This window comes from Streptomyces sp. NPDC002144, assembly GCF_053593695.1.
The window spans coordinates 1-22,144 of sequence record NZ_JBSFDB010000088.1; the positions used below are offsets into that span (position 1 = coordinate 1).

Consider the following 22,144-nt stretch of genomic DNA (forward strand, 5'->3'; position numbering starts at 1 on the left):
GGTTGTGAAGGGAGGCAATTCGTCACTTGATCGTCTAGGTCAGACGTCAAGCATCACCCGACGCCAACCCGTCAACCATCAACTGAGACTCGACAGAGACTCGACAGAGACTCGACACGGGTTTGGCTACAGCCTGAACGACAGCTCCAGCTCGTCGCCCGGCAGGTGGTACTCCTCTAGCGCCAACGGCTTGTCCGCCTCCGTGAGCGTCACGCGGATGACGTGCAGGAGGGGTACCCCGTCCGCGAGTCGGAGGGCCTGGGCCTGGTCCGGTAGGGGCATGCGGGTGCGGACGTACTCCGTGAAGTGAAGTTCGTGGCCCAGGTTGGCGAGCGCGCCGTAGAGCTCCGGCGCCGGCGGTGGTGCCTCCTCCTCGTACTTGGTGTCGACCAGTACAGAGAACGGCACGTACGTCCGGTGGAGTTGGCGGAGGCGGCCGTTGTCTGCTGTCTGTAGGGCGTCGTACGTGAACATCGGCTCGCCCGGAGGGATGCGGAGTAGGTCCGCCAGGGCCAACGGGGCGTCGGTGCGGGTGGCTACGGGTGGCTCGGCGTCTGTCCAGCGGATGCCGTCGGCTTCGACGTAGCGGCCGTCGGGCGCCCGGCGTACGCCGCGCGGGCGCGTGTGGCTGGGGCGGCTGTGGGGGGAGCGGGCGAAGGTGCCGCGGCCCATGATGGCCTCCACGAGACCGGATGCCCGTAGCTCGGCGAGGCCCTGGCGGACTGTGGGACGCGTCACACCGAACTGCTTGGCCAACGACTCCTCGGACGGGAGTGGTTGGCCGGCCGGGAAGGTGCCGTGCACGATGCCATCGCGCAGGTAGTCGGCGATTTGCCGGTACTTCGGCTGCGGGTTCTTCGGCGGCATGCGGGCCCTCCGTGGCCGGGCTTCTGCGGCTGTTCGTCGCCGTAGACGGCTTGTCCACGATCGTGGACAGCTTCTCGTATTCCTGGGTCGGTTGACAACCCGTACTACGGGTCGGCACCCTTGTCCTTGCAACCCGTACTACGGGTGGTATAGCAACCCGGAGGATCGGCCTTCGGGTGCCAGAGAAGAGGAGATCCAAGAAGTGGCAAGCCTTCCGATCGACACCGCGAAGTACACGGGGATCATCTGCGCCGTTCCCCCGGCTCCGCGGGTCGCCAACCGAGAGACCGGTCAGCTTCGAGTTGACCGCGAGACCGGCAAGACCATGTATCAGGTCGGGCTCTGCCTGATGGCCGGGGCGTCGGCCGACGTCGTGAACGTGAGCGTGGCTGGTGAACCGAGCGGCGTGCAGCTCGGCATGCCGGTGGCCGTGCGGGACCTGGTCGCCACGCCGTGGGAGAACGAGGGGCGGCACGGGATCGCGTTCCGCGCGGCGGAGATCCGGCCCCTGAACGCTCCCGCGCCGGGGGGTAAGGGGGCCGCACAGTGATGAACCTGGCCTCCTCTACCCCTTCGGCCGGTTCGTCCGGGCCGAGTTGGGTTCTGGTGGTGGCCGCAGTGCTGGTGTCGGGCCTGCTTCTCGCGGGCCCGGCCCTGCGCCGCCGCTACCCCGTTGCCTGGTGGCTGTTACTCGGCTTCCCGGTCGCCGCTTTCCGCGTCATGCAGACCTGGCGGCCCTTGATGGCGGGGTGCGGGCTCGCCGTGAGTCGGCGGCCGGCACTGACTGTCGTGTCCGGGCTCGTCGGCAACGGGGCGCCTCCGCCTCAGCCGCGCGTTCCGCGTCGCGGGCTCATACGCCCGACCTCCGGCGGCTTCGTGCTGCTGGTACGGCTGTTACCGGGCCAGGTGCCCGAGGACTTCGTCAAGGCTGCGCCTGCCATGGCGGAGGCCTGGCAGGTTCACGCAGTGCGGGTGACCTCCTGGAAGCCGGGAGTCGTGCGGATCGTCGCTTCGGCGGCTGATCCGTTGGCCGCGCCCCGGATGCCGAAGCAGCGGGGCCCTGGCTATCTGCTCCGGGTGACCGTGGGCGCGCTGGAGACCGGGGCCGCGTGGGTGCTCGACCTGCGGCGCGTGCCGCATTGGCTGATCGTGGGTGCCACCCGGTCCGGCAAGTCGACGCTGATCAACGCCCTGGTCGCGGGGCTGGCTCCGCAACCCGTCGCCCTCGTCGGTATCGACTGCAAGGGCGGCATGGAACTGTCTCTCTACGAACCGCGGTTGTCCGCCCTCGCGACCAACCGTGAGCAGGCGGTTCGGCTGCTGGCCGCGCTCGTGGACCTGACCCTCGACCGCATGACCGTCTGCCGGGCGGCTCGGGTCCGCAATATCTGGGGTCTGCCGGAGAAGGAACGTCCGGTCCCCGTCGTCGTGATCGTCGATGAGCTCGCGGAACTGTTCCTCGTCGCGAGCCGGAACGAGAAGGACGAAGCTCAGGCAGCCGGTACGGCGCTGATCCGACTCGCCCAACTCGGCGCGGCCCTCGGGGTGTTCCTCGTCGTCGCCGGCCAACGTGTCGGCTCGGACCTGGGGCCGGGTGTCACCGCCCTGCGGGCCCAGCTTGGCGGCCGGGTCTGCCATCGCGTGGCTGACCCCGGTACGGCCGAAATGGCGCTCGGTGATCTCAACCCCGATGCCCTGAAGGCGGCGCAGGCCATCACCCCGGAGCAGGCCGGTACGGCCGTCCTCGCCTCCGGTGACGGTTGGGAGCGGGCCCGGTCGCACCTGATCACGGAGGCAGAGGCGGAAGCGGTCGCCGCCGAGTACGCGCACCTGACTCCCGTCCTGTCCGAACTGCACGTCGAAGCGCCGTGAAAGGGGCCTGCCGTGCTCGTGTCCATGTCCGCGGTTCTGCTGCTCGGCCTGCTGATCTGCTTCCTTCTCCGCATCCGGTACCTGCGGTGGATCGACGTGCTGCTCTGCGGGGCCTTCGGCTTCCTGCTCTCCAAGACCGTGGCCGCGCCGTTTGCTCAGGCCTTCCTCGACGGCGTGAACGGCTTCCTCGGCCAACTCCGCCTCTGAAACAGCCCATTGACCTGAGAGAGGTACATCCCGTGTCCGACTACGTCATCCGCTCCGGTGACCGTGCCGCGTTCCTGGCCGGTCTGCGGGAGCTGGTCGACTTCCTGACAGCCAACCCCGCGGTCGTCGTGCCGCGCCGTGCATCCGTCGTCGTCCTGGTCGACGCATCCGGCTCCGCCGGTCGGCGAGAGGGAGTGGCGTCCGTCGCTGCTCCGCTCGGCGTGCCGACGGGGGACCTCGGCCGGGGCTACTTCGACGCACGCCGTGAGTTCGGACCTGTCGCGTACGTCGTCGTCGCGATTCCGCCCGAGGAGCGGCAGTGATCGCCCGTATGACGGGCTCCCGACGGGGCGCGAAGTCGCCAAACCCGACCCCGTCAGGAACCCACTCCATCCGCCACATGAGCAGTGAAAGGAGCACTCACACTTTGACCAGCGCGCATCATTCGCGCAAATCCCCGCTGCCCGACTGTGAACTCAGGCAGCGAGACTCGGAGGTCTCGACCTGCGCCGGACGGGAACAGGTTGTCCTCGTGGGGCTCGACGACTCCGAGCAACGCCTGTGCCCCGCGCACGCGGCGGCTGCTGCCTTGTCGTTCCTCGACTTGGCGGTCAAGTACCTGGACGCGCGATGGCCGGAGGCGTCGGCCAAACAACGGGACAGCATGACCGATGCACTGGCGACGGTCGTTCCCGTCCTAGTCAAACCGGCACGGGGGCGGCCTGCTCCGGAGGTGCTTCGAAAGGCGTTGCGCTCATACGTCCTGCCTCTTCCGCGAAGGGAGCGGGAGCGGCCCGAGGAGATCGCCGCAGCCGTGCGGTGGATCGAGAAAGCGTCGCTCCCGGTGGGGGAGCTGCAAGAGATCGCCCGGGTACATGAGCTGATCGATGCGCTCGGCCGGAAGCTTGACGGCAAACCGGCTGCGACCCAGACGTACCGGCGACGGCGCGCGGTCGTCTTCAACGCCCTGGAGCACGCAGTGGAGTTGGAGCACCTTCCGTCGAACCCGCTGTCACGCGTCCGGCGCAAGCGCGGCAAGCGGGCGGTGCAGGAGGTCGACCGCAGGGTGGTGGTCAACCCTCGTCAGGCCCGGGAGCTCCTGACCGCACTCACGTACGTGGGCGGCTACGACCGGGCGAGCGGCCGGCGACTGCGGGCCTTCTTCGGGTGCCTGTACTACGCGTCGATGCGACCGGGGGAGGCGCTGGGGCTCCGCCGCTGCGACTGCACGCTTCCGGCGTCCGGCTGGGGCCGCATTGAGCTGGCGGAGACCCGTCCCACGGCGGGCAAAGCCTGGACGGACTCCGGCGAGGCTCACGATCGGCGCGGTCTGAAACAGCGAGCCCGAGGCGAGGTGCGCATCGTGCCGATTCCGCCCCCGCTCGTGCGCCTGCTCCGGGAGCACCTGAAGGAGTTCGGTACGGCGAAGGACGGCCGACTGTTCTCCAGCGAGCGAGGTAACGTCATCGCGGCCTCGTCCTACTCGCGCGCGTGGAAACAGGCACGGGAACTAGCGTTCGTCCCCGATCAGGTCCCCTCGGTCCTGGCCTCTCGGCCGTACGACCTCCGGCACGCGGGCGTGTCCCAGTGGCTCAATTCCGGCGTCCCGGCCCCGGAGGTCGCCGCTCGCGCGGGTCACTCCGTGGACGTCCTCCTGAAGATCTATGCCAAGTGCATCGACGGCCAGGAGCAGGAGATGAACGATCGGATCATGCAGGGCCTTGGGGAGGAGGACGACCTCACGGACTGACACAACACACCGCCGAACGGGAGCCCCAGGCCGCCTCTGGTCCGGGGCTCCGGTCTGTCCACGTGCGAGCCAGACGATCGCGTGTGATGACCGGGTGGTTAAGCTCCGGGCCATGGCGAACGATCTCGGCTTCACCTGCTCATGCTGCGGGGAGTTCCACGCGGAGCTTCCGATGAGCTACTCGACCATGGCTCCTGATGTCTGGCACCCGAGCTTCGAGAATGATCCCGACAGCATGCTCTCCTCCGACCAGTGCGTCATCAAAGGCCAGCACTACTTCATCACGGGCTTGATCGAGATACCGGTGATCGGCGGGGAAGACTCCTTCTCCTGGGGCGTCTGGGTCTCCCTGAGTCGAGACAACTTCGCCCGAGCCCTGGACATGTGGAACACCCCCGGTCGCGAAGCTGAGAAACCGTACTTCGGCTGGCTGACCACCGAGCTGGGTCTGTACTCGCCCAGCACGCTCAACCTGAAGACGAACGCACACACCCGTCCGGTCGGTCAGCGTCCCCTCATCAAGCTGGAACCCACCGATCATCCCCTCGCCGTCGAGCAGCGCACAGGGATCACGCAGGATCGCGTGCGTGAGATCGCGGAGGCGGTCCTCCACCCCGGGTGACAGCGCTTGATCCGAGTTGTATGACCGGTGCACCTTCGGCCCACAGGGCTACTCTGAGGGCCCTGCGGAACGCCTGCTGACCTGCCGTGACGCCGTTCAAGATCAACACGCTATTACAACGTGATCACTGGCAAACGGCTGCTTTTGGCGGCATCCGCCTGCGCATACGCGAAGACCCCGCATCCAGCGAACGTGCTGGTGGCGGGGTCCTTAGGCACCTCATTCAAGGTGCCCCCGGCAGGATTCGAACCTGCGCACACGGCTCCGGAGTGATTGTGCTGATCACGGGGCGCAGTGCCTTTGACCTGCAGCGGAGCGAGAGGCGGCGCAACCAACGGGTGCCACTGTGTCGGAGGTGTGTCGTAGGTTCCCTGCACGCCGTTGCTGAGCGTGGTTGAGCAGTGTGCCGAACGCGTCTCGCGTCCGCCCTCCACTGCGGGCAGCCACCCTAGGAGGTGTCCAGGAGCCAGGCTGCTCAGGCGCTTCGTCTCCGAGCGGTTCTCCGGGGCAGGCGTCATGAGTGTGGAACTTGGGCGAAAGAGGAATGAATGGAAGCAACCATGCCGGGCGATAGCGAGTTTCCGGTCATCAATGAACGCCAACGCGAGTTCAGATTCAATGCTATTGATGCTCTTCCTGGGCTATCTGACGAACAGCGCGAAGAGATCAAGCTCCGCTGGATGGAAAATGTATTCATGCCGAGGTTGGTCGTGGATAGGCTGCATGCGCGCGCGGAATCATTCTCGATCCTAGTGGCCTCCGGGTTATCCCTGGCCGCGCTGCTCGTGGGGACTTGGGCCTTCTCGTGGAGTGGCAAAATGAATCACCTTTCCCGTGACCGCGAAATGGCATTGGTGTGTGCAATTTCCTTCGGGTTAAGCTTTTCACGCGCTGGATACCTATTAGTTAATCTCAAGCGCGAGCGACGGGACATTCTCCCCCTCTTCGCGAGTGCGGCACTGGCGTTGGCTGGAGTTTTCGGTGGCGCCCTTCTCGGCGTCGCGGTTCTCCGAAACGATCGCCTGCTCGGCTTCGACCTCTCCTGGTCCGATTATGTAATCTTTGCGGGCATTCCGGCTGGCATGGTTTCTGGGAATGCCGGAGCGGCGTACGCATGGAGTCGGATCTATCGGCCAGTAGAGGCAAGTCTAAGGAATTCTACGGCACTTCTTCTTGACGAGCTTCTGTTCGTGGCCGCCATTATGCGGGGAACGAGTAAGCTTCGAGATTTCAGTGCCGAGGGTTCAGCTGTCGGGCGGCACCTCTTGCTTGGAATACGCAACGCCTTCCTTTGGGCGGCGTGGCGTATTGAAAAAGATCATTTGCCTGCTACTGGGGTGCATTGGTGGGAACGGCGACTCAGAGCCGCAGCGCGTGAACCGCAACTGCGCGTAGGGCTTGTGCTCCGACGGCATGCCGACGCAGCATTCAGGGTCCTCGGACCGAGGGACATTGAGAGGATGTATGAATCGCTGAGTGCGGGGTGCGTCGCGGCTGCGGCCTGCGATTGGGATGCCCTTCTGGAGCATGCTCCGCCGATTACTCCCAAGACGAGACTTAGGCGGGGATTGCGCAGGGTTGCACCGTCATGCACAGTCGCGCTCTTTGGCCTAGTCATCCCGCTGTTGCCAGGTGTCGGTGCGATCGGAGGTAACCTGCGTGTCCTTCTGCTTGCTACCGCCGTTCTAATGCTCATGCCGGGGGCGGATAAGGCCCAGGAATCTGTTCGGGATGCCCTGGGAAAAGCGTGGCCAGTCTCAACCCTCAAGTAGTAGGCGAGCGAGGGTCGCGCTGTGCGCCGCAAGCCGCAGGCGAACGCCCTGATCAGGTAGGGAGAGTTTCGCCCCGCGGTTCACCCTCGTGAGGCAGGGCAGATCGGAAGTCGCCTCCGGCTCCTGCGCCCGTTGAAGAGGTCGGCTTCGCCGACGGGCTGTAACACCCCGGGTGTTACAGCCGTGTGGACCGTACCGCTCACACGCCGGCGCTTGGCACTGCCCAGGCGCCGCGGAGCAGCTGAATCAAATGTCTCCGGGCGATAGGCGACGTGAGAGTCGCTGACCCGCATCGCTGATTGGATCCCGGCGAGGCAGATGCATCGACCTCTGGCCAGGCGTCACGCACGGAGACAACGACTGTGAGTCTGCACTGTGGAGTCCTTGGCGCACGCCCCACCGTCAGGGTGCCAGATGATCTTCGGATCCCAAAAAGTAGCTGCAACCGGTAGACGATGAGTGAGACACTCGGATATCTAATAGCTAGTCGGGGCGGGCGAATGAATTTCGAGTGGTACCAACGTATTGGAAGGTTCGATGTTCCTTGGTCATCCCAGGGAGACGAATGGGTCTCGCGAATCATTGACTACCTGAAGCTAGATTGCGGTGTTACTGGACATGGCACTCAAAGCGGGGGCGACCTTGGGAGCCGCGTCGTGATTAATGTGTCCATCGGGCAAGAGGAAGCAGACACGCGTTTGCTCCTGCTCCCACTGCAAGGTGATGCGATTGAGGTATGGGCATGCGGGAACGAGCCAGAGAATTCAGAGTTGATTCGTAGCTTTCGGGCTGCCTCGCAGGCGGCTGTTGCTGCGTTGAATGAACCGCTTAGGTCCCATAAGTGGTCGGCAATCATTGGTGCCACCCCGTCTATGTACAGCGGGGACCAGCCAAATCGCCTTGCGCGAAAGTGTGCTTTGCCAGGAGTTACGCTTTCATCCACGGATCGGTACTTTTGGCACGTGGTTCACATGGATGCGCAATCGCTGATTTCCTGGTCGTACCGCTCTTCCGTTCCCATCGTCGTGCGTAGCTCCAGCCGCGGCTACGACTGGAGGGCGGCCCAGCCTTCGGCGGCGGAAGACCTAGGAATGCTGGTATCGCTACTGTCTCTTACCTGGGACTCTGCGATTGATGTGCTGAAGCCGCCTATGCCTCTGGAGTGGGGGCAGCAGCGCGCACCGGAGCATGCGCCTTGGTTGAAGGTAGACCCTGCCCCCGAGAGCCCGCCCGATCTCGCTGAGCTTCCAGAATTCGAGGTACCAGGATGGCTCGGTGATGCATGGGTTCACATGAACAGGCGCGCCAGAGTAAAGGCGGCCGTAACGGTTTACATGGAGGGGGTTCGAACAGAGGAACGTCATCCTAGTCTTGCACTCGTCGCCTACGTGGCCGCAGTAGAGGCTGTCTCGCTCATGCTCTTTCATGAGGAGCGTTGCGAGGCGTGTCCGAACCACATCAATATTGGGGAAAAATTCCACGCAACGTTGAAGTTGGCAGTCGGGGAAGAGGCAGCCGAAGCGCTACGCCCAGTGTATGGGAGCCGATCTAAGACTGTGCATACAGGTCGCCTCCACGGTTACGAGATTTCGCCAGGCGCTTTTCCTTTCAGCTCATTCCTGATGCCGTCTGAAGCTTCGTTTCAGTGGCAGATTCTACGAGGGATGAAGACCGCTGCTCGAAGACTGCTTATCCTGGCGGTGCGCGACCAGCTACCCAAACGGACGCATTACAGGAGAAATGGCCGGTTTGCCCAGGCGGGCGAAGGGAGCTAAATGCCGGAACGCGTAGGCGAGTTCAGGTGGTGGTGGATCAAGTTGCGCCACCCTGGGGATGAGAGGTTCTTCCTGTACTACCCCAACGGCGGGGGTGCAGACGCCAAGGTCCTGCGGGTGTGTGATCGGGGCGGTATTGAGCACGCGGTTCTAATCTGGAACACCTGTCATGAGTGCCGATACGGGTTGATTGCGAAGATTTCGATGATCCCCGAGTGGCAGAGGCAGGGCTTGGGTCGGCGGCTTGTCACCTGGGCCCTGCGGCAGGGGCCGGGCTACGAGTGGGTCACGTCGAGCCAATCACCGGAGGGGCAGCGCTTCTTCCCCGCCCTGGCGAGGGAGACCGGTGCCGCCCTCACGAATAGGGGCGAGACGTGCGCGCACATCGACCTGACGAATTGGGCGTACCCGAGGCCTCGCCTCGTACGTGACATCTGAGTTCAGCTTCGACCGGACAGTCCGGACAGCCTCAAGTTTGGTTGTCCGGGCTGTTTGCGCAGGTGAGAGGCCTAACCGGACAGCCGGACAGTGCGGACACCTCCCGGCGCGGTTCCATCAGACCCGGACAATCCGTCCGGGTCCTCGCCTGTTCAGTGCCGCACGCTGGTCGTAAGCGGTCAGGGCTGAGATCACTTACGCCTTCCCCGCCACGTCGGTACCTTGAAAAGTGCCCCTACTCAGCAGCGGGAGGCAACACCCCATGCGTGGTCTTGGAGATCACCTCAGCATCGGCGAGCGCATCGCGTTCTACCGGAAGCGCCGTGGCTACACGCAAGAGGTGCTGGCCGGCCTGGTCGGTCGTAGCACCGACTGGCTCGCGAAGATCGAGACCGGGCGCCGGAATCCGCCGCGCATCGACATGCTCACCGAGCTGGCGCGCGTCCTGCGCGTGCCCCTCGGAGACCTGCTCGGACAGACCGTCCTCATGGAAGACGAGCGCCAACAGGACGACGTCCCCGCCGTACGCGACGCCCTCATGACCCCGCGTCGCCTCTCGCGTCTGCTCTTCGGCCCCGAGGCTGAGACTCAGCTGCCGACACCCGCCCCGGTGGCCGTACGGGTGGAACAGGCATGGAACGACTACCAGGGCGGACGGCTCGGCAGCGTCATCGCCGCTCTTCCTGCGCTGCTTCAGACCGCACAGGAGTTGGAGGATCGCGCGGCGCGTCGCGGCGACGACCGTAGCGATTGCTGGGCAGTGTCGGCTCGTACACACCATCTCGCCGCTACGACGCTCGCGAAGATCGGTGAGTCTGACATCTCATGGCTCGCTGCCGAGCGCGCGATGCGAGCCGCTGACGAGTCGGACGACCCGCTCGTGTTGGCCTCCGCGGCCCGGTCCGGCACACATGCTCTGCTTGCCAACGGGCGCTACGACGACGCTCTCGAACTGGGCAACACGGCGGCAAGGTGGTTGTCGTCCCAGGTGACAGAGAACGACCCGGCCGCGCTCAGCTTGCTCGGGATGATCCACCTGCGTGCCGCAGTCGCGGCAGCAAGGCATCAGGACCGGCCCACCGCCACGGGGCTGTTGGGCCGTGCCGAAGAACTCGCGGACGACCTCGGGTCGGATGAGAACTACTGGCAGACCGGATTCGGGCCGACGAACGTCCTGCTCCATCGCCTGTCCGTTGAGCTGGACCTCGACAACGTCTCGTACGTGGTGGAACACGGCCGGATCAACGTCGACCACATGCCGCAGGAGCGCAGCGTCTCGCACCGCATCGACTACGCGCGCGCTCTGTCGCTCGCTGGCCAGGGAGACGAGGCGTTCGCGGAGCTGCGTACGGCTGAGCGCACGTCGCCGCAGCTCGTACGCAACAATCCGAGGGTGCGCGAGACGCTGCGGGACCTGATCAAGCAGTCTCCCGTGACCGGCGGTTCGCGTTCGTCCGAGGTGTTCGTGATGGCGCAACGGTGCAGGGTGGTGCAGTGAGTTCAGGCAAGCGCGGGGTGCTCGGGGTCGTCGGGTCGGCGGCCGGGGGCGTAGAGGCATTGCGTACCGGCCTCGTCGAACCCGCGATGGATCGCGGGTGGCAGGTGGCCGTCACCCTGACGCCGACCGCAGGTCGGTGGCTGCGGATGATCGGGGAGGTTGAGCGGCTGGAGAAGGCTACCGGCCTGCCCGTACGCGACGAACCCCGCCTGCCTGGTGAGGCCCGGCCGCATCCGCCGGTTGATTGCTACGCGGTCGCTCCCGCGTCCGCCAACATGGTCGCCAAGCTTGCGACTGGCCTGATGGACAACCAGGCGCTGACCCAGGTTGGCGAGGCTATCGGCACCCTCGATCTGCCGGTCGTCGTCTTCCCGCGGGTGAACGCGGCGCATGCTCGCCACCCCGCGTGGCAAGGCCACATCGACGCTCTTCGGGCCGCGGGAGTCCACGTCGTCGACGGCCCCGACGTCTGGCCGCTGTATGAGCCGAGGGAAGCGCCGGCGGGGCGCGAACTTCCGTGGGCCGCAGTGCTGGACGCCGTGGAGGAAGCCACTCGATGACGAGTCGTCAACCCGCCTGACCTGCAAGGAAAGAGGACCCGGACAGTCTGTCCGGGTCCTCGTCCGTTTCCGGCCGCATGCTCATTGCCATGTCAAGGATCAACGAGCGAAGCGCCGAGTTGGGAGGTCTGACTCCCACGGAACTTGCCTTGATCGAAGCGAGTTTGAGCGAGGCGCGCGCCACGGCCCAACGACTGCTGCGGCGTGCGGATGAACTCACGGCGAGGGTGGAGTCCCATCGCCGACGAGCTGTTCAAGGCGGTCGAGCCGTTCGCCGAGCAGACGAAGAGCGTCATGAATCGAGCTGAGTTCTGCGGACAGTGCGGTGAACGCGGGGCTACTGCCCGGCTCGGTGCCGAGCGGCATCGAGGGGTCACGGACGAACGTCCCGCGGCCTTGCTGGGTGAGAACCAACCCCTCGTCGCGGAGCTGGCCGTACGCGCTCTGCACGGTCATGAGCTGCACGCCAAGGTCTTTGGCGAGCTTGCGAGCCGCGGGGAGCTGGTCTCCCGGGTCGTACTCGCGGTTGGGGCCCGTGATCTTCTCGCGGAACTCCGCCGCGATCTCCTTGGCCGTGGGCGTCTGCTTGGGCGCTTCTGGGCTCTGCTCCATGGGTTCGAGAGTAGCCGGACCTAGGTCAATCTCTGCTCTTCGCCCAGACTCTCTTGACAGTCAGATTGACCTAGGTCAATCTGAATAACGACCGCGGCGCTGGGACTCCCCAGCAAGGTCGCCCTCCGCCGCGGTTCTCCCTGCCCATCGACTTAGGAGAACGTCAATGCGCACGTACGTCGGCCATCAACAGGCCGTCTCGGCTGAGGACTTCGTGGAACTGGCCCTGGGCACCCCGGTTGAGCTGTGGCTCGGGGTGGAGGGCGAGAGCGAGACGGATCGGGCGGCCCGTCTGGACGCGGCGCGCGACATCCTCGCCGACCCCGAGTACAGCAACCTGCCGGACGACGTGGCCCGCATCGCCGCCGAGGTGATCGAGGCGCACGCCCCGGAGCTGTTCAACGTCATCCCGCTGGCGCGCCCCGTCCGGCGCCGCCGGTCCTCCCGGAAGGGAGCGGCGGCATGAGCGAGAGCACCAATTTCCAGGACCGCATGTTCCTGGCGGGCCAGGCCGTCTACCAGCGAATTCTTGACGGCCAGGTCACCGACGTGGAAGCCGAGCTGATGGATGCCCAACTCCAGGCTTCGGAGGAGGGCGAGACGGCATGAGCGTCCGAGAGCAGAACCTGACGGCCGCGCACGCTGAGGTGAAGGCGGAGATCGCGCGCACTGACAACAAGACCGCGCTGCTGTTGGCGTTCGTCGGCGCGGTGCTGGCCGGAGCCTGGACGGTCGCCAAGGACGTGTCCTTGAACACCGCCTCCCTCGTGGTCGGCGGCGCGGGCATGGCGCTGCTGATCGCTGCGGCGGGTCTTCTGCTGCGGTCGGTGCGCCCGAACCTGCGCGGTCGTCACGGCTTCCCGCTGTGGGCCACGCTCACCGCGGAGGAGATCACGACCCATCTGAGCGAGGACCGTCTCAGCACGGACATCGCGGGTCTGTCCCGGCTCGCGGTCGCCAAGTTCACCTGCCTGCGTCGCGCGGTCGACCTCACCTGCGTAGGCGGCGCACTGCTCATCGTTGCGGCCCTGATCGTGGCGGGGGGTGCGGCATGACGGCGATGCGAAACGCTGAGCGTCCGGCGGTGCCGCCGCTGACGCGCCCGGAGATGGGCCTTGCCGGACTGGGTGCGCTGGCCGCGGCCGGGGTCGGTGCCCTGGGTCTGATCGCCTCGTTCGATGCGGTCTCCTCTGCTGCTGCCCGGTGGGGCTTCGGCGCCCCGTGGATGTTGCCGGTCGGTATCGACGTGGCCATTCCGGTGTTCACCGTGGCCAACCTGCTGTTGATCCGGATGGACATGCCGCTCGCGTGGGCGCGGTTCGTGCCCTGGGCGCTGACGCTGGTCACGTGCGGGCTGAACGTCGCGGCCGGGGAGTCGCTGTGGGCGAAGGTCGCGCACGGCACGATGCCGCTGCTGTGGGTGGTCTTCTCGGAGATCGGAGCCCACGTCTATGCCGTGCGGATTGGCGCTGCGACCGGCCGGCGGATGGAGAAGGTGCGGGTCTCCCGCTGGATGCTCGCCCCACTGTCGACGTTCGCCCTATGGCGCCGGATGACGCTGTGGGAGATCACCTCCTACTCCGAGGCGCTGAAGCGCGAGCGTGAGCGGCAGCTGGCCCGCGCCCGACTGCGCGAGCAGCACGGTCGGCGGTGGCGGTCGAAGACCCCGCGGCCGGAACGCGTGCTGCTGAAGCTGGGTGAGCTGGCCCCGGCCAACGAGGACAGGCCGCCAGTGTCGCCGCAGGAGACGGAGACGCCGAAGGCGCCGCGCAAGCGCCCGGCCAGCACCAAGGGCAAGGCCAAGAGTGGCAAGGCGCCGCGGACCCCGGCGGAACTGCTCGTCGAAGCGCGGGAGGCCACGGCCGAGTGGGCCGATGACGCGATCAACGCGGAAGCGATTCGGACCACGCTGCACTGCTCTGCGGCCAACTCCCGTGTGTTGCGGGACCTGTTGCTGACCGAGCGGGCCGAGGGACGGCGTCTGCACTCGATCGAGGGCGACGACGAGGGGACCGAGGGGGCGGCGGCATGAACACCGTGTTGACCATGCTGGCCGCGGCGGCTCCGGTCGCCTCCGGCTGGACGGCGCACACGCTGTGGCTGCGGCGGCGCCTGAACGTCGCCCGTCGCGACCCGCTGACTGGGCTGCGGACGCGCGAGGCGTTCACGCGTCGCGCTACTGCTCTGCTGCGGGACCCGCGGGCGGTCGTGGTGCTGGCCGACGTGGACCGTTTCAAGCAGATCAACGACACCTTCGGTCACGCGGCTGGAGACGCCCTGCTGAAGGCGACCGCGGATCGGCTTGCCCACCACGTCGGCCGCTCCGGCGTGGCCGGGCGGCTCGGGGGCGATGAGTTTGCCGCCGTTGTGATTGACGACTACGGCACCGCCTCCGACCTGCTCGCCGTCCTGCATGGTGTGCTCGCCCGCCCGGTCGAGGGCCAAGACCTGGCCGTACACACCACGGTCTCTCTCGGCTGGGTGCGCGCCGCGGACTTCCCCGGCGACGACCTGTCCGGGTTGCTGCGGCGGGCCGATGAGGCGATGTACGCGGCCAAGCAGGCGCGCACCGGGACCCGCCGGGCGGGGCTCGGGCGACTGTTCGCCACGGTCACCGGACGGCGAGCCGGACGCACCGGGGCCCGGACCGACGCACCGGTCGTGGGGGTGGCTGCCTGATGCCCGCCTACGGCAAGTGCTTCGACCCCTCCGGCGCCCGGTTCGGAGTCCCCACCTACCCGTGGCGGTTCGCCCCGGACGGCTACGCCACCCGCCGTCAACTGCGTGCGGCCGGGCTGCGGCCCGGCGGACAGCCGGTCGCGGCCCAGGTGATGCGCCGCCACCGCGGCCGCAAGGCCGGGGTGCAGGTCGCCTACCTCTACCGCGTCGACCGCGCGAAGCCGGTCCGGCCGATGACCTCCCGCAAGTGGGGTGCGCTCGCGCTGGCGATGCTCGCCCGCCGCACCTGCCCCATGTGCCAGATCACGTATGGCTATTGCCTCCCGACCTCGCTCGGGATGTGCGTCCTCTGTGCCTATCCCGAGGAACAGCGCGCCGCATGACCTGTACGGGGCCCGGTCTCAACCGACCAAAGCAGCGGCCGGGCCCCGTCTCCCTCCCAGAGAGAAGGAACCCTCAGTGAAGCACCCGGACGACGACAACGAACTCTTCAACCGGCTGGAAGCCGAGATGGCCGAGGCCTCCCGTCCCGACTCCGGGGGCGAGGTGGTCGACCTCGACAAGGCACGGTCGGCTCGCAGCGAGTCGGCCGACCCGACCGCCCGACCCGACGTCGACCGGTCGCCCGACCCCGACGCGGACCGGTCGGGTGCCGAGTCGGCCGACCCGACCGCCCCAGTGACGGTCGACCAGTCGACCTCGAGGGCGACCGGTCCGGGCTACCTCGGTCGGCTCGCCGCCGCCAAGCGCCGGGACGTGGTGCCGGTCTGGCTGCGCTCGCTCACCGAACTCAAGACCGCTACGGCATGGGTGGCCCGCCACTACGCCCACTCGGTCGGCTATCACGCCCTGCGCTCCCCGGTCTACGTCGCCCGGCTCACCCTCCAAGCCCCTTCGGGGGCCGCGAAGTTCGTGGGCGGCACCATGCGGTGGGTGGCCGACCGCGAGGGCGAACCGGTCCGACTCGCCGCAGTCCGCCGCGAGGACGCCGCGGAGTACCTGAAGCTGTCGCGACAGCGTGACGGTCGGGTCCGACTGCGCACCCTCGTGATGGTGCTCGCCATGTTCATCGGGCTGGGTGCCGCGCTCGCCATCTACGTGCTCGCTCCCGACTGGCTTCAGGCCTTGTCGGTCGGTGCAGTCGTGATCGCGCTCGGGTTCGCCGGACGTAAGGCCGATGATCCGGTTATCCACAGGGCTGTGGAACTGCCCGCGGCGGTCAAGCTCACCTCGGACATCGTGTTGCGCGCGCTCGGCTCGCTCGGCATCCCTGCCATCAACCAGGCGCAGGCCAAGGGGCGGGACGGATTCGAGTTCACCGCCCCGATCACCCGCGACGGTCCGGGCTGGCGTGCGGAGGGCAACCTCCCCTACGGCGTCACGGTCACGGACATCATTGAGCGGCGCGAGCGGCTTGCGTCCGGCCTGCGCCGCCCGCTGGGCTGTGTGTGGCCCGAGGCAGTGGCCGACGAGCACACCGGGCGCCTCGTGCTGTGGGTCGGCGACCAGGACATGAACAGGGCCAAGCAGCCCGCATGGCCGCTGGCCAAGGGCGGGTTGGTCGACTTGTTCAAGCCGGTCGACTTCTCCACCGACCAGCGGGGTCGCTGGGTGGGCCTGACGTTCATGTACATCGCGGCGATCATCGGTGCGATCCCGCGCATGGGCAAGACGTTCCTCCTGCGCCTGTTCGCGCTGATCGCAGCGTTGGACCCGCGGGCAGAGCTGCACACCTACGACCTCAAGGGCACCGGCGATCTCGACCCGGTCGGCGAGCACGTCTCCTACCGGCACCGCGCTGGCGAGGAAGACGAGGACATCGAGTACGCCATTGCCGACATGCGCGAGGTACGCGGCGAACTGCGGCGGCGCGCAAAGGTGATCCGCTCGCTGCCGCGCGACATCTGCCCCGAGTCCAAGGTGACCAGCGAACTCGCCTCTAAGCCGAGCCTTGGACTGCACCCCATCGTCATCTGCGTGGACGAATGCCAGGTGTGGTTCGAGCACGACAAGTACGGCAAGGAGTTCGAGGACATCTGCACCGACCTGGTCAAGCGGGGTCCGGCGACCGGGATCGTGCTCATGCTGGCCACTCAGCGCCCGGACGCGAAGTCGCTGCCCACGGGCATCTCCGCGAATGCCGGCGTGCGGCTGTGCATGAAGGTCATGGGGCAGACCGAGAACGACATGGTGCTGGGCACGTCCTCCTACAAGCGGGGCGTGCGCGCCACCATGTTCTCCTGGGCCGACAAGGGCATTGCCTACTTCGTCGGCGACGGCTCGGACGCCCGGATCATCCGCAGCGTCTACGTCGACGCTCCGAACGCGGACCGGATCGCCCGCCGGGCCCGCAAGGCACGCGAGGACGCCGGGACCCTGTCCGGCTACGCGCTCGGACAGGAGCCGGAGCCCACCACGGGCAGCGGCTACGACCTGCTCGCCGACATCCTCGCCGTGGTGCCCGCCGATGAGCCCAAGGTGTGGTCCGAGACCGTCGTCGCCCGCCTCGCCGACCTGCGCGAGGAGGTCTACGACGGCTGGGACCCCGAAGGGCTCGCTGCGGCGCTCAAGCCGCACGGTGTCTCCACCATCCAGGTGGGCCGCCGGGTCAAGGGGAAGGTCGTCAACCGGCGCGGTATCGACCGCTCCCACATCGTCGATGCGATTGCGGAGCGTGACGGAAAGCGGGACGCGGGCTGAGGCTCCGGGGCCGCTAGCGCTAGCCGCACACCCCGCTAACGTTAGCGGCCCCGCTAGCGCCCCAAACCTACTCTGAACAGGCCGCTAGCGGATAGCGGCCCACCTGCGGAAACCCCTGAAACCCGCCTGGAAGGGCCCCTGATGACCCCCACCCTGCTTGCTATCGCCTGCCCGTTCTTCGTCACGCTCGGTTACATCGGGCTGTGTGCAGCCTCGCCGTTCGGCAACTGCCGCAAGTGCTCCGGCTGGGGCTTCGAGATGAAGTCCGACCGCAAAGGACGACTGAAGCGCGGCAAGGACTGCCGCCGCTGCAAGGCCACCGGCAAGCGCATACGCGTCGGCCGCTGGCTCTACAACCGCTGGGCCCGCATCTATCGCGCGGGCACCGACACCCGCCCGGAGGCCACCCGATGATCCTCGACATCTCCGCTGTGCTGCTGTTCGGCGCCGCGTCCGCCCTCGCCATCAAGACCAAGTCCGCCGGAGGCGGCGCCGCCCTGGTGCTGTTCCTGTTCGGGTTCTTCGTCGCCGGGACCGGTGCGTACGAGCCCATCCGCAACCTCGTGCAGGCCTCCGCCGACGCCCTGTCCGCGCTCGGCAAGTGAGAGGAGACCGACTCGTGAACGAACACGTCCCCGCGCTGCGGCCGGACACACGGGCCGCCCCGGTGTACGACCCGGCCTCGCTGGAGCTGCACGCGCCCACCCCGGCGGCCGTCGAACTGGCCGCCGAACGCGGCCCCATGGTGTGGGTGCCGGACGCCTACGGGCGCATGGTCCCCATGCCCAAGCACCTCGCACCGCCCCCGGTCCTGGCGACCGAGCCGCGCGACCTGACCCCGCTGCCCCTGCTTGACCCGATCGCTCAGCGTTTCGTCGGCGCCGGGATCGGCGGGGGCGCCTTCGCGGCCGGCGTCGGCTGGGGCATCGGCGAAGTCATCAACGCCGCCGCTGGGTTCACCTCCGGCGCGGCCATGTGGATCGCCCTCGCGGTCCTCGCGTGGCGCATGCCCGCCCGCGCCATCGCCGACGGTCGTCGCGGCAGCACGGTCCACATCCGCAAGGCCGTCATCAAGCGCAGCCACTTCCACGGCTGAACACCCCGAGAGGACAACCGTGTTCGAGATCCGCGTCATCTGCGAGCCGGGCGACACCGGCCGCATCACCACCGCCCTGCGCGAGGCGTTCGCGACCGGCGCCGTGCGCCAGTCCTACACCCGCGACCGCAAGCGCCACCGCCTGTACGTCACCGCCGACCACCGACCCGAGCCGGTCGCGTGGCCCGCACCGCAGCAGGCGTACGCGCTCGCCCCGAGCATCATCAGCGAGATCGGCTGGACCGCCGACCGCGCCCGCAGGCACCTCAACGGCAGCACCGTCGACCGGGAGTACTGGCTGCGCAAAGCGGCCCTGCTGGACCGCATGGCCCTGGACGACGAGACCGCGCGCATCCACACCGACGTGCCTGCCGTGGCCCTGGGCGCAGCACTCCGCCTCCTAGAGATCGACTGCAACGGCAGCGGCAACTACAGCGGAGACCCGTACTGGCCCGAACACCCCGCCGCCATCGCCGACCCGCGCGGCTACGTCCGCCAGGAATACGCCGCTTGGGCCAAGCACCAGTAGCAACGCCGCGGCGGCGGGACTCCCCAGCAAGGTCGCCCGCCGCCGCGGTTCTCCCTGCCCATCCGAAGACAGAACAGGAGAACCCAAGGATGCCGTACCCGGACGGCTCTGCCCAGTTCACCGCCGCGCTTGACGCAGCGTCGCGTGACTGGCGCATCTTCCCCCTCATCGCCGGCGACAAGCGCCCGGCCGTCTCCGACTGGGAGACCCGCGCCACCACCGACCCGCAGCGCATCGCCTGCGCGTGGTCCGTCGCCGCCTTCAACCTCGGTATCGCCACCGGACCTTCCGGCCTGGTGGTCATCGACTTGGACAAGCCCAAGCACCCCGGCGACACCCCGCCGGCCGTTTGGGCGGAGCACGGCGTCACTGACGGAGCCGACGTGCTTGCCGTGCTCTGCGAGCGCCACGGCCAGCCCTTCCCCGCCGACACCTACACCGTGCGTACGTGGAGCGGCGGCACCCACCTGTACTTCGCCGCCCCCGAGGGCGAGCCTCTGCGCAACACCGCTGGGGACAGCGCCCGTGGCCTTGGCTGGAAGGTCGACACCCGCGCGTGGGGCGGGCTCGTGGTCGGCGCGGGCAGCACCTTCGCCGGACGTCCGTACGAGGTAGTCAGGGACGTTCCCGTGGCGCCTCTGCCGGGTTTGCTCGTTGAACTCCTGCGCCCGGCGCCGCTGCCCCCGCAGACGCCCATCACGGTCGCCCTCACGGGCCATGGGCGGCGCACCGCCTTTCTCCGGTCCGCCGTCAACGGGGAAGTTGAGCGGGTCACCGGCTCCGGCCCGCACGAGCACAACAACAGCCTCTATCTCGCCGCGGTCGCCCTCGGACAGCTCGTGGCCGGGGGCGAGCTCAGCGAAGCTGACGTCACCGGCTGGCTCCTCACGGCCGCGCTTCAAGTCGGCCAGGGCGAGCGCGAGGCACGGCGCACCATCTCCTCCGGACTCCGGGCCGGAGCACGGCGCCCCCGGACGGTCGCCGCATGAGCACCAACCCCATCCCGCCCCTGCACCTGTACTCCGTACCCAGCGACCCCGAACCGGCCCCGCAGGCGCCGCCGAAGCGGGAGCGCCCACGGACGGCATGGACGGCCGATCAGCTCATGGCCGCGCACTTCCCCGAGCCGAAATGGGCTGTGCCCGGCATCCTCGCCGAAGGCGTCAGCGTGCTCGCCGGACCGCCCAAGGTCGGCAAGTCCTGGCTCTCCCTCGGGCTGGGCCTGTCGGTCGCGGCCGGAGGCAAGGCGTTCGACTCCGTGCCCGTTCATGGCGGCCCGGTGCTCTACCTGGCCCTGGAGGACACCCCGCGCCGTCTCCAGACCCGCATGGGCAAGCTCCTCGGAGGCCAACCAGCCCCCGCCGGGCTGACCCTGGTCACCGAATGCCCGCCCTTCCCCCAGGGCGGCACCGAGGCCATCGCCCAGTGGCTGGAGCGCAACCCCGGCGCGCGCATGGTCGTCATCGACGTGTTCGCCAAGATGCGCGGACAGGCGCCGCAAGGGGTGTCCGCGTACGACGCGGACTATGTCGCCGTCGGCTACGCCAAGCGGCTAGCCGACCACTACAGCGTGGCCGTCGTCCTGGTCCACCACGTCCGCAAGGCAGGCTCCGAGGACTTTCTGACCGAGGTCTCTGGCACCAACGGCATTGCCGGAGCCGCGGACGCCACGCTTGTGCTGAAGCGGGCGCGTGGGCAGGCGGACGGCATCCTGCACGTCACCGGCCGCGACGTGGACGAAGCCGAGTACGCCCTCAGCTTCCAACCCGCCTCCGGAGCCTGGCACTTGCTGGACGGCCCGGTCACCGACCACACCGTCAGCGACACCCGCGCCACGATCCTGCGCTACGTCCGCGCCCACCCCGGTGCCAAGCCCAAGGACATGGCGGGCGAGCTGCCCCAGGTCGACATCGACACGATCCGCCGCACCTGCAACCGCATGGCCGAGGCCGGACAGCTCACCAAGGACCCCGGCGGCCGGTACTACCCGGACACCGAGACCCGGACACAGGGCGCCCCAGAGCTGTCCGCACTGTCCGGCTGTCCGGTTACCCCGTCTGACCAGCACGAATACCCCGGACAGTCGGAATTGGAGCTGTCCGGCCTGTCCGGTGAGGCCGAAGCCGAAGGGATGGCGGAATGAGCGCCCGTACGCGGGACGAGAAGATGACCGTCAAGGAGGTCATCACAGATCTGAAGGTCGCCCCGTCGACCTTCTACCGGTGGCGCCAACTCGGCAAGGCACCCCGCTCGATCAAGCTTCCCAACGGGGACGTACGGATCCGGCGGTCGGAGTACGAGCGTTGGCTTGCGGAGCGGGAGGACGCTGCGTGAGCACTGGGAACGACACCCCGGCCGGGCGCCCTCGTGGGTCGGCCCGGCCGGGCTACTCCTTCGACGTCAAGTTGTGGAAGGTGACCAAGACCGGCCGCAAGTCCCGCCCGTGGCGACTCCGATGGGTGGTCGCAGGGAAGGTATATGGCGACACGTTCACCACGTCCGCTCTCGCAGAGAGCCGACGGTCCGAGCTGTGGCAGGCCATGAACCGCCGCGGCGAAGCTTTCGAGATCGAATCTGGGCTACCTGAGTCCGAGGTACGCGCGGCGGCCGAAGCTGCCGAAGCATCAGACGCCGAACCGTCGTTGCGGTGGTTCGAGTTCTGCCGGAAGTACATGGCTGGGCGGTGGCGCACGGCCGCAGCCAAGACCCGCGAAGGCATAGCCGACGGACTCGCGGCCGTGACCCTCGCTATGGTCAAGCGCGGGGAAGACGCTCCCGACGACGAGATCCTCCGGCTGGCCTTCCGGTGGGGGATCGTGCCCGCGAACGAGAGGGAGGACCCGCCGGCCGAACTCAAGGCCGCGTACGAGTGGGTCACGACGACTGACCGGCCGTTGGGTGACCTTGCCAACGCCGAAGTGTTCGAGGACGTGCTATACCGCGTCAGTTACAAGATGGACGGCACCCAGGCGGCGGGCGACACGTACAAGCGCCGCCGCCGCGCTCTGAACGCCGCTCTCGAACACGCCGTAGCCGTAGGAAAGCTGTCAGAGAACCCGCTCGTGCGGGCCCTGAGGGGCCTCGCGTTTTCCGGACAGGCTTCTGACCGTTTATTTCACGCGGCGATTCGCAACTTCTCGTACTCGGCGTGGACTTCGCGCGGAGGG

At 67.7% G+C, this 22,144-nt stretch carries 24 protein-coding genes and 2 pseudogenes; 24 read left to right on the forward strand and 2 right to left on the reverse strand.

Annotated elements, in window-relative coordinates; all coding sequences use genetic code 11:
- Nucleotides 1-126: 126 nt before the first annotated feature.
- Nucleotides 127-867 carry a GntR family transcriptional regulator gene (locus tag ACWCQ1_RS48910; RefSeq protein WP_451029698.1) on the reverse strand — a complete coding sequence of 247 codons (741 nt, stop codon included), beginning with the start codon at nucleotides 865-867 and terminating at the stop codon, nucleotides 127-129.
- A gap of 202 nt (nucleotides 868-1,069) precedes the next feature.
- On the opposite strand from ACWCQ1_RS48910, the gene ACWCQ1_RS48915 reads away from it, so the two are divergent.
- From ACWCQ1_RS48915 to ACWCQ1_RS48955, 9 genes and pseudogenes are all read left to right on the forward strand, one after another.
- Entirely contained in the window at nucleotides 1,070-1,417 is a 348-nt protein-coding gene (locus ACWCQ1_RS48915; protein ID WP_451029699.1) for an SCO3933 family regulatory protein, read from the forward strand.
- The gene (locus ACWCQ1_RS48920; RefSeq protein ID WP_451029700.1) at nucleotides 1,417-2,739 is read left to right on the forward strand and encodes an FtsK/SpoIIIE domain-containing protein; all 1,323 of its coding nucleotides are present in this window, start codon (nucleotides 1,417-1,419) and stop codon (nucleotides 2,737-2,739) included. Before ACWCQ1_RS48915 ends, ACWCQ1_RS48920 begins: the two co-directional genes overlap by 1 nt.
- 12 nt (nucleotides 2,740-2,751) lie before the next feature.
- Nucleotides 2,752-2,946, forward strand: coding sequence for a hypothetical protein (locus ACWCQ1_RS48925; protein ID WP_451029701.1), 195 nt, complete (start codon nucleotides 2,752-2,754; stop codon nucleotides 2,944-2,946).
- Between the two features lie 32 nt (nucleotides 2,947-2,978).
- Nucleotides 2,979-3,269, forward strand: a complete 291-nt coding sequence (locus ACWCQ1_RS48930) for a hypothetical protein (RefSeq protein WP_451029702.1) — start codon at nucleotides 2,979-2,981, stop codon at nucleotides 3,267-3,269.
- A 206-nt stretch (nucleotides 3,270-3,475) separates the two neighbouring features.
- Nucleotides 3,476-4,696 (forward strand): annotated as a pseudogene (locus ACWCQ1_RS48935) (tyrosine-type recombinase/integrase); the annotation flags it as partial.
- Between the two features lie 172 nt (nucleotides 4,697-4,868).
- Complete coding sequence (locus ACWCQ1_RS48940) at nucleotides 4,869-5,318, forward strand: DUF2199 domain-containing protein (protein WP_451029720.1); 450 nt, start codon at nucleotides 4,869-4,871, stop codon at nucleotides 5,316-5,318.
- Nucleotides 5,319-5,866: 548 nt separating this feature from the next.
- Entirely contained in the window at nucleotides 5,867-7,090 is a 1,224-nt protein-coding gene (locus ACWCQ1_RS48945) for a hypothetical protein (RefSeq protein ID WP_451029703.1), read from the forward strand.
- Between the two features lie 2,475 nt (nucleotides 7,091-9,565).
- On the forward strand, nucleotides 9,566-10,801 hold the full coding sequence (locus ACWCQ1_RS48950) for a helix-turn-helix domain-containing protein (protein ID WP_451029704.1): 1,236 nt from the start codon (nucleotides 9,566-9,568) through the stop codon (nucleotides 10,799-10,801).
- Entirely contained in the window at nucleotides 10,798-11,361 is a 564-nt protein-coding gene (locus ACWCQ1_RS48955; RefSeq protein ID WP_451029705.1) for a flavoprotein, read from the forward strand. Before ACWCQ1_RS48950 ends, ACWCQ1_RS48955 begins: the two co-directional genes overlap by 4 nt.
- Nucleotides 11,362-11,577: 216 nt before the next feature.
- Here ACWCQ1_RS48955 and ACWCQ1_RS48960 read toward each other — a convergent pair whose 3' ends face one another.
- Nucleotides 11,578-11,973 (reverse strand): GntR family transcriptional regulator, encoded by a 396-nt coding sequence (locus ACWCQ1_RS48960; RefSeq protein WP_451029706.1) that lies wholly within the window; start codon nucleotides 11,971-11,973, stop codon nucleotides 11,578-11,580.
- Between the two features lie 166 nt (nucleotides 11,974-12,139).
- On the opposite strand from ACWCQ1_RS48960, the gene ACWCQ1_RS48965 reads away from it, so the two are divergent.
- The 15 genes and pseudogenes from ACWCQ1_RS48965 to ACWCQ1_RS49035 form a co-directional block, all read left to right on the forward strand.
- The gene (locus ACWCQ1_RS48965) at nucleotides 12,140-12,439 is read left to right on the forward strand and encodes a hypothetical protein (protein WP_451029707.1); all 300 of its coding nucleotides are present in this window, start codon (nucleotides 12,140-12,142) and stop codon (nucleotides 12,437-12,439) included.
- The gene (locus tag ACWCQ1_RS48970) at nucleotides 12,436-12,582 is read left to right on the forward strand and encodes a hypothetical protein (protein WP_451029708.1); all 147 of its coding nucleotides are present in this window, start codon (nucleotides 12,436-12,438) and stop codon (nucleotides 12,580-12,582) included. Before ACWCQ1_RS48965 ends, ACWCQ1_RS48970 begins: the two co-directional genes overlap by 4 nt.
- On the forward strand, nucleotides 12,579-13,028 hold the full coding sequence (locus ACWCQ1_RS48975) for a Pycsar system effector family protein (protein WP_451029709.1): 450 nt from the start codon (nucleotides 12,579-12,581) through the stop codon (nucleotides 13,026-13,028). The genes ACWCQ1_RS48970 and ACWCQ1_RS48975 overlap by 4 nt, the downstream gene beginning before the upstream one ends.
- Entirely contained in the window at nucleotides 13,025-14,005 is a 981-nt protein-coding gene (locus ACWCQ1_RS48980) for a DUF2637 domain-containing protein (RefSeq protein WP_451029710.1), read from the forward strand. Before ACWCQ1_RS48975 ends, ACWCQ1_RS48980 begins: the two co-directional genes overlap by 4 nt.
- Entirely contained in the window at nucleotides 14,002-14,652 is a 651-nt protein-coding gene (locus tag ACWCQ1_RS48985) for a GGDEF domain-containing protein (RefSeq protein ID WP_451029711.1), read from the forward strand. Before ACWCQ1_RS48980 ends, ACWCQ1_RS48985 begins: the two co-directional genes overlap by 4 nt.
- The gene (locus ACWCQ1_RS48990) at nucleotides 14,652-15,035 is read left to right on the forward strand and encodes an RRQRL motif-containing zinc-binding protein (RefSeq protein ID WP_451029712.1); all 384 of its coding nucleotides are present in this window, start codon (nucleotides 14,652-14,654) and stop codon (nucleotides 15,033-15,035) included. Before ACWCQ1_RS48985 ends, ACWCQ1_RS48990 begins: the two co-directional genes overlap by 1 nt.
- Nucleotides 15,036-15,111: 76 nt before the next feature.
- Nucleotides 15,112-17,352, forward strand: coding sequence for a cell division protein FtsK (locus ACWCQ1_RS48995; protein ID WP_451029713.1), 2,241 nt, complete (start codon nucleotides 15,112-15,114; stop codon nucleotides 17,350-17,352).
- A gap of 141 nt (nucleotides 17,353-17,493) precedes the next feature.
- Nucleotides 17,494-17,766, forward strand: a complete 273-nt coding sequence (locus tag ACWCQ1_RS49000) for a hypothetical protein (RefSeq protein ID WP_451029714.1) — start codon at nucleotides 17,494-17,496, stop codon at nucleotides 17,764-17,766.
- On the forward strand, nucleotides 17,763-17,957 hold the full coding sequence (locus ACWCQ1_RS49005; protein WP_451029715.1) for a hypothetical protein: 195 nt from the start codon (nucleotides 17,763-17,765) through the stop codon (nucleotides 17,955-17,957). Before ACWCQ1_RS49000 ends, ACWCQ1_RS49005 begins: the two co-directional genes overlap by 4 nt.
- Nucleotides 17,958-17,971: 14 nt before the next feature.
- Nucleotides 17,972-18,448: a hypothetical protein gene (locus ACWCQ1_RS49010; RefSeq protein ID WP_451029716.1), complete on the forward strand. Its 477-nt coding sequence runs from the start codon at nucleotides 17,972-17,974 to the stop codon at nucleotides 18,446-18,448.
- A 19-nt stretch (nucleotides 18,449-18,467) separates the two neighbouring features.
- Nucleotides 18,468-18,977, forward strand: coding sequence for a hypothetical protein (locus ACWCQ1_RS49015; protein WP_451029717.1), 510 nt, complete (start codon nucleotides 18,468-18,470; stop codon nucleotides 18,975-18,977).
- Between the two features lie 89 nt (nucleotides 18,978-19,066).
- Nucleotides 19,067-19,966, forward strand: coding sequence for a bifunctional DNA primase/polymerase (locus ACWCQ1_RS49020; RefSeq protein ID WP_451029718.1), 900 nt, complete (start codon nucleotides 19,067-19,069; stop codon nucleotides 19,964-19,966).
- The gene (locus ACWCQ1_RS49025; RefSeq protein ID WP_451029719.1) at nucleotides 19,963-21,120 is read left to right on the forward strand and encodes an AAA family ATPase; all 1,158 of its coding nucleotides are present in this window, start codon (nucleotides 19,963-19,965) and stop codon (nucleotides 21,118-21,120) included. The genes ACWCQ1_RS49020 and ACWCQ1_RS49025 overlap by 4 nt, the downstream gene beginning before the upstream one ends.
- Nucleotides 21,117-21,311 carry a helix-turn-helix transcriptional regulator gene (locus ACWCQ1_RS49030; protein WP_120050969.1) on the forward strand — a complete coding sequence of 65 codons (195 nt, stop codon included), beginning with the start codon at nucleotides 21,117-21,119 and terminating at the stop codon, nucleotides 21,309-21,311. The genes ACWCQ1_RS49025 and ACWCQ1_RS49030 overlap by 4 nt, the downstream gene beginning before the upstream one ends.
- Nucleotides 21,308-22,144 (forward strand): annotated as a pseudogene (locus tag ACWCQ1_RS49035) (tyrosine-type recombinase/integrase); the annotation flags it as partial. The gene ACWCQ1_RS49030 and the pseudogene ACWCQ1_RS49035, both read left to right, overlap by 4 nt.

Coding starts and splice junctions, on each gene's coding strand:
- ACWCQ1_RS48910 (WP_451029698.1), bottom strand. CDS start 867: ATGCCGCCGAAGAACCCGCAGCCGAAGTACCGGCAAATCGCCGACTAC.
- ACWCQ1_RS48920 (WP_451029700.1), top strand. CDS start 1,417: ATGAACCTGGCCTCCTCTACCCCTTCGGCCGGTTCGTCCGGGCCGAGT.
- ACWCQ1_RS48940 (WP_451029720.1), top strand. CDS start 4,869: ATGAGCTACTCGACCATGGCTCCTGATGTCTGGCACCCGAGCTTCGAG.
- ACWCQ1_RS48945 (WP_451029703.1), top strand. CDS start 5,867: ATGGAAGCAACCATGCCGGGCGATAGCGAGTTTCCGGTCATCAATGAA.
- ACWCQ1_RS48950 (WP_451029704.1), top strand. CDS start 9,566: ATGCGTGGTCTTGGAGATCACCTCAGCATCGGCGAGCGCATCGCGTTC.
- ACWCQ1_RS48960 (WP_451029706.1), bottom strand. CDS start 11,973: ATGGAGCAGAGCCCAGAAGCGCCCAAGCAGACGCCCACGGCCAAGGAG.
- ACWCQ1_RS48965 (WP_451029707.1), top strand. CDS start 12,140: ATGCGCACGTACGTCGGCCATCAACAGGCCGTCTCGGCTGAGGACTTC.
- ACWCQ1_RS48970 (WP_451029708.1), top strand. CDS start 12,436: ATGAGCGAGAGCACCAATTTCCAGGACCGCATGTTCCTGGCGGGCCAG.
- ACWCQ1_RS48975 (WP_451029709.1), top strand. CDS start 12,579: ATGAGCGTCCGAGAGCAGAACCTGACGGCCGCGCACGCTGAGGTGAAG.
- ACWCQ1_RS48980 (WP_451029710.1), top strand. CDS start 13,025: ATGACGGCGATGCGAAACGCTGAGCGTCCGGCGGTGCCGCCGCTGACG.
- ACWCQ1_RS48985 (WP_451029711.1), top strand. CDS start 14,002: ATGAACACCGTGTTGACCATGCTGGCCGCGGCGGCTCCGGTCGCCTCC.
- ACWCQ1_RS48990 (WP_451029712.1), top strand. CDS start 14,652: ATGCCCGCCTACGGCAAGTGCTTCGACCCCTCCGGCGCCCGGTTCGGA.
- ACWCQ1_RS49000 (WP_451029714.1), top strand. CDS start 17,494: ATGACCCCCACCCTGCTTGCTATCGCCTGCCCGTTCTTCGTCACGCTC.
- ACWCQ1_RS49005 (WP_451029715.1), top strand. CDS start 17,763: ATGATCCTCGACATCTCCGCTGTGCTGCTGTTCGGCGCCGCGTCCGCC.
- ACWCQ1_RS49020 (WP_451029718.1), top strand. CDS start 19,067: ATGCCGTACCCGGACGGCTCTGCCCAGTTCACCGCCGCGCTTGACGCA.
- ACWCQ1_RS49025 (WP_451029719.1), top strand. CDS start 19,963: ATGAGCACCAACCCCATCCCGCCCCTGCACCTGTACTCCGTACCCAGC.
- ACWCQ1_RS49030 (WP_120050969.1), top strand. CDS start 21,117: ATGAGCGCCCGTACGCGGGACGAGAAGATGACCGTCAAGGAGGTCATC.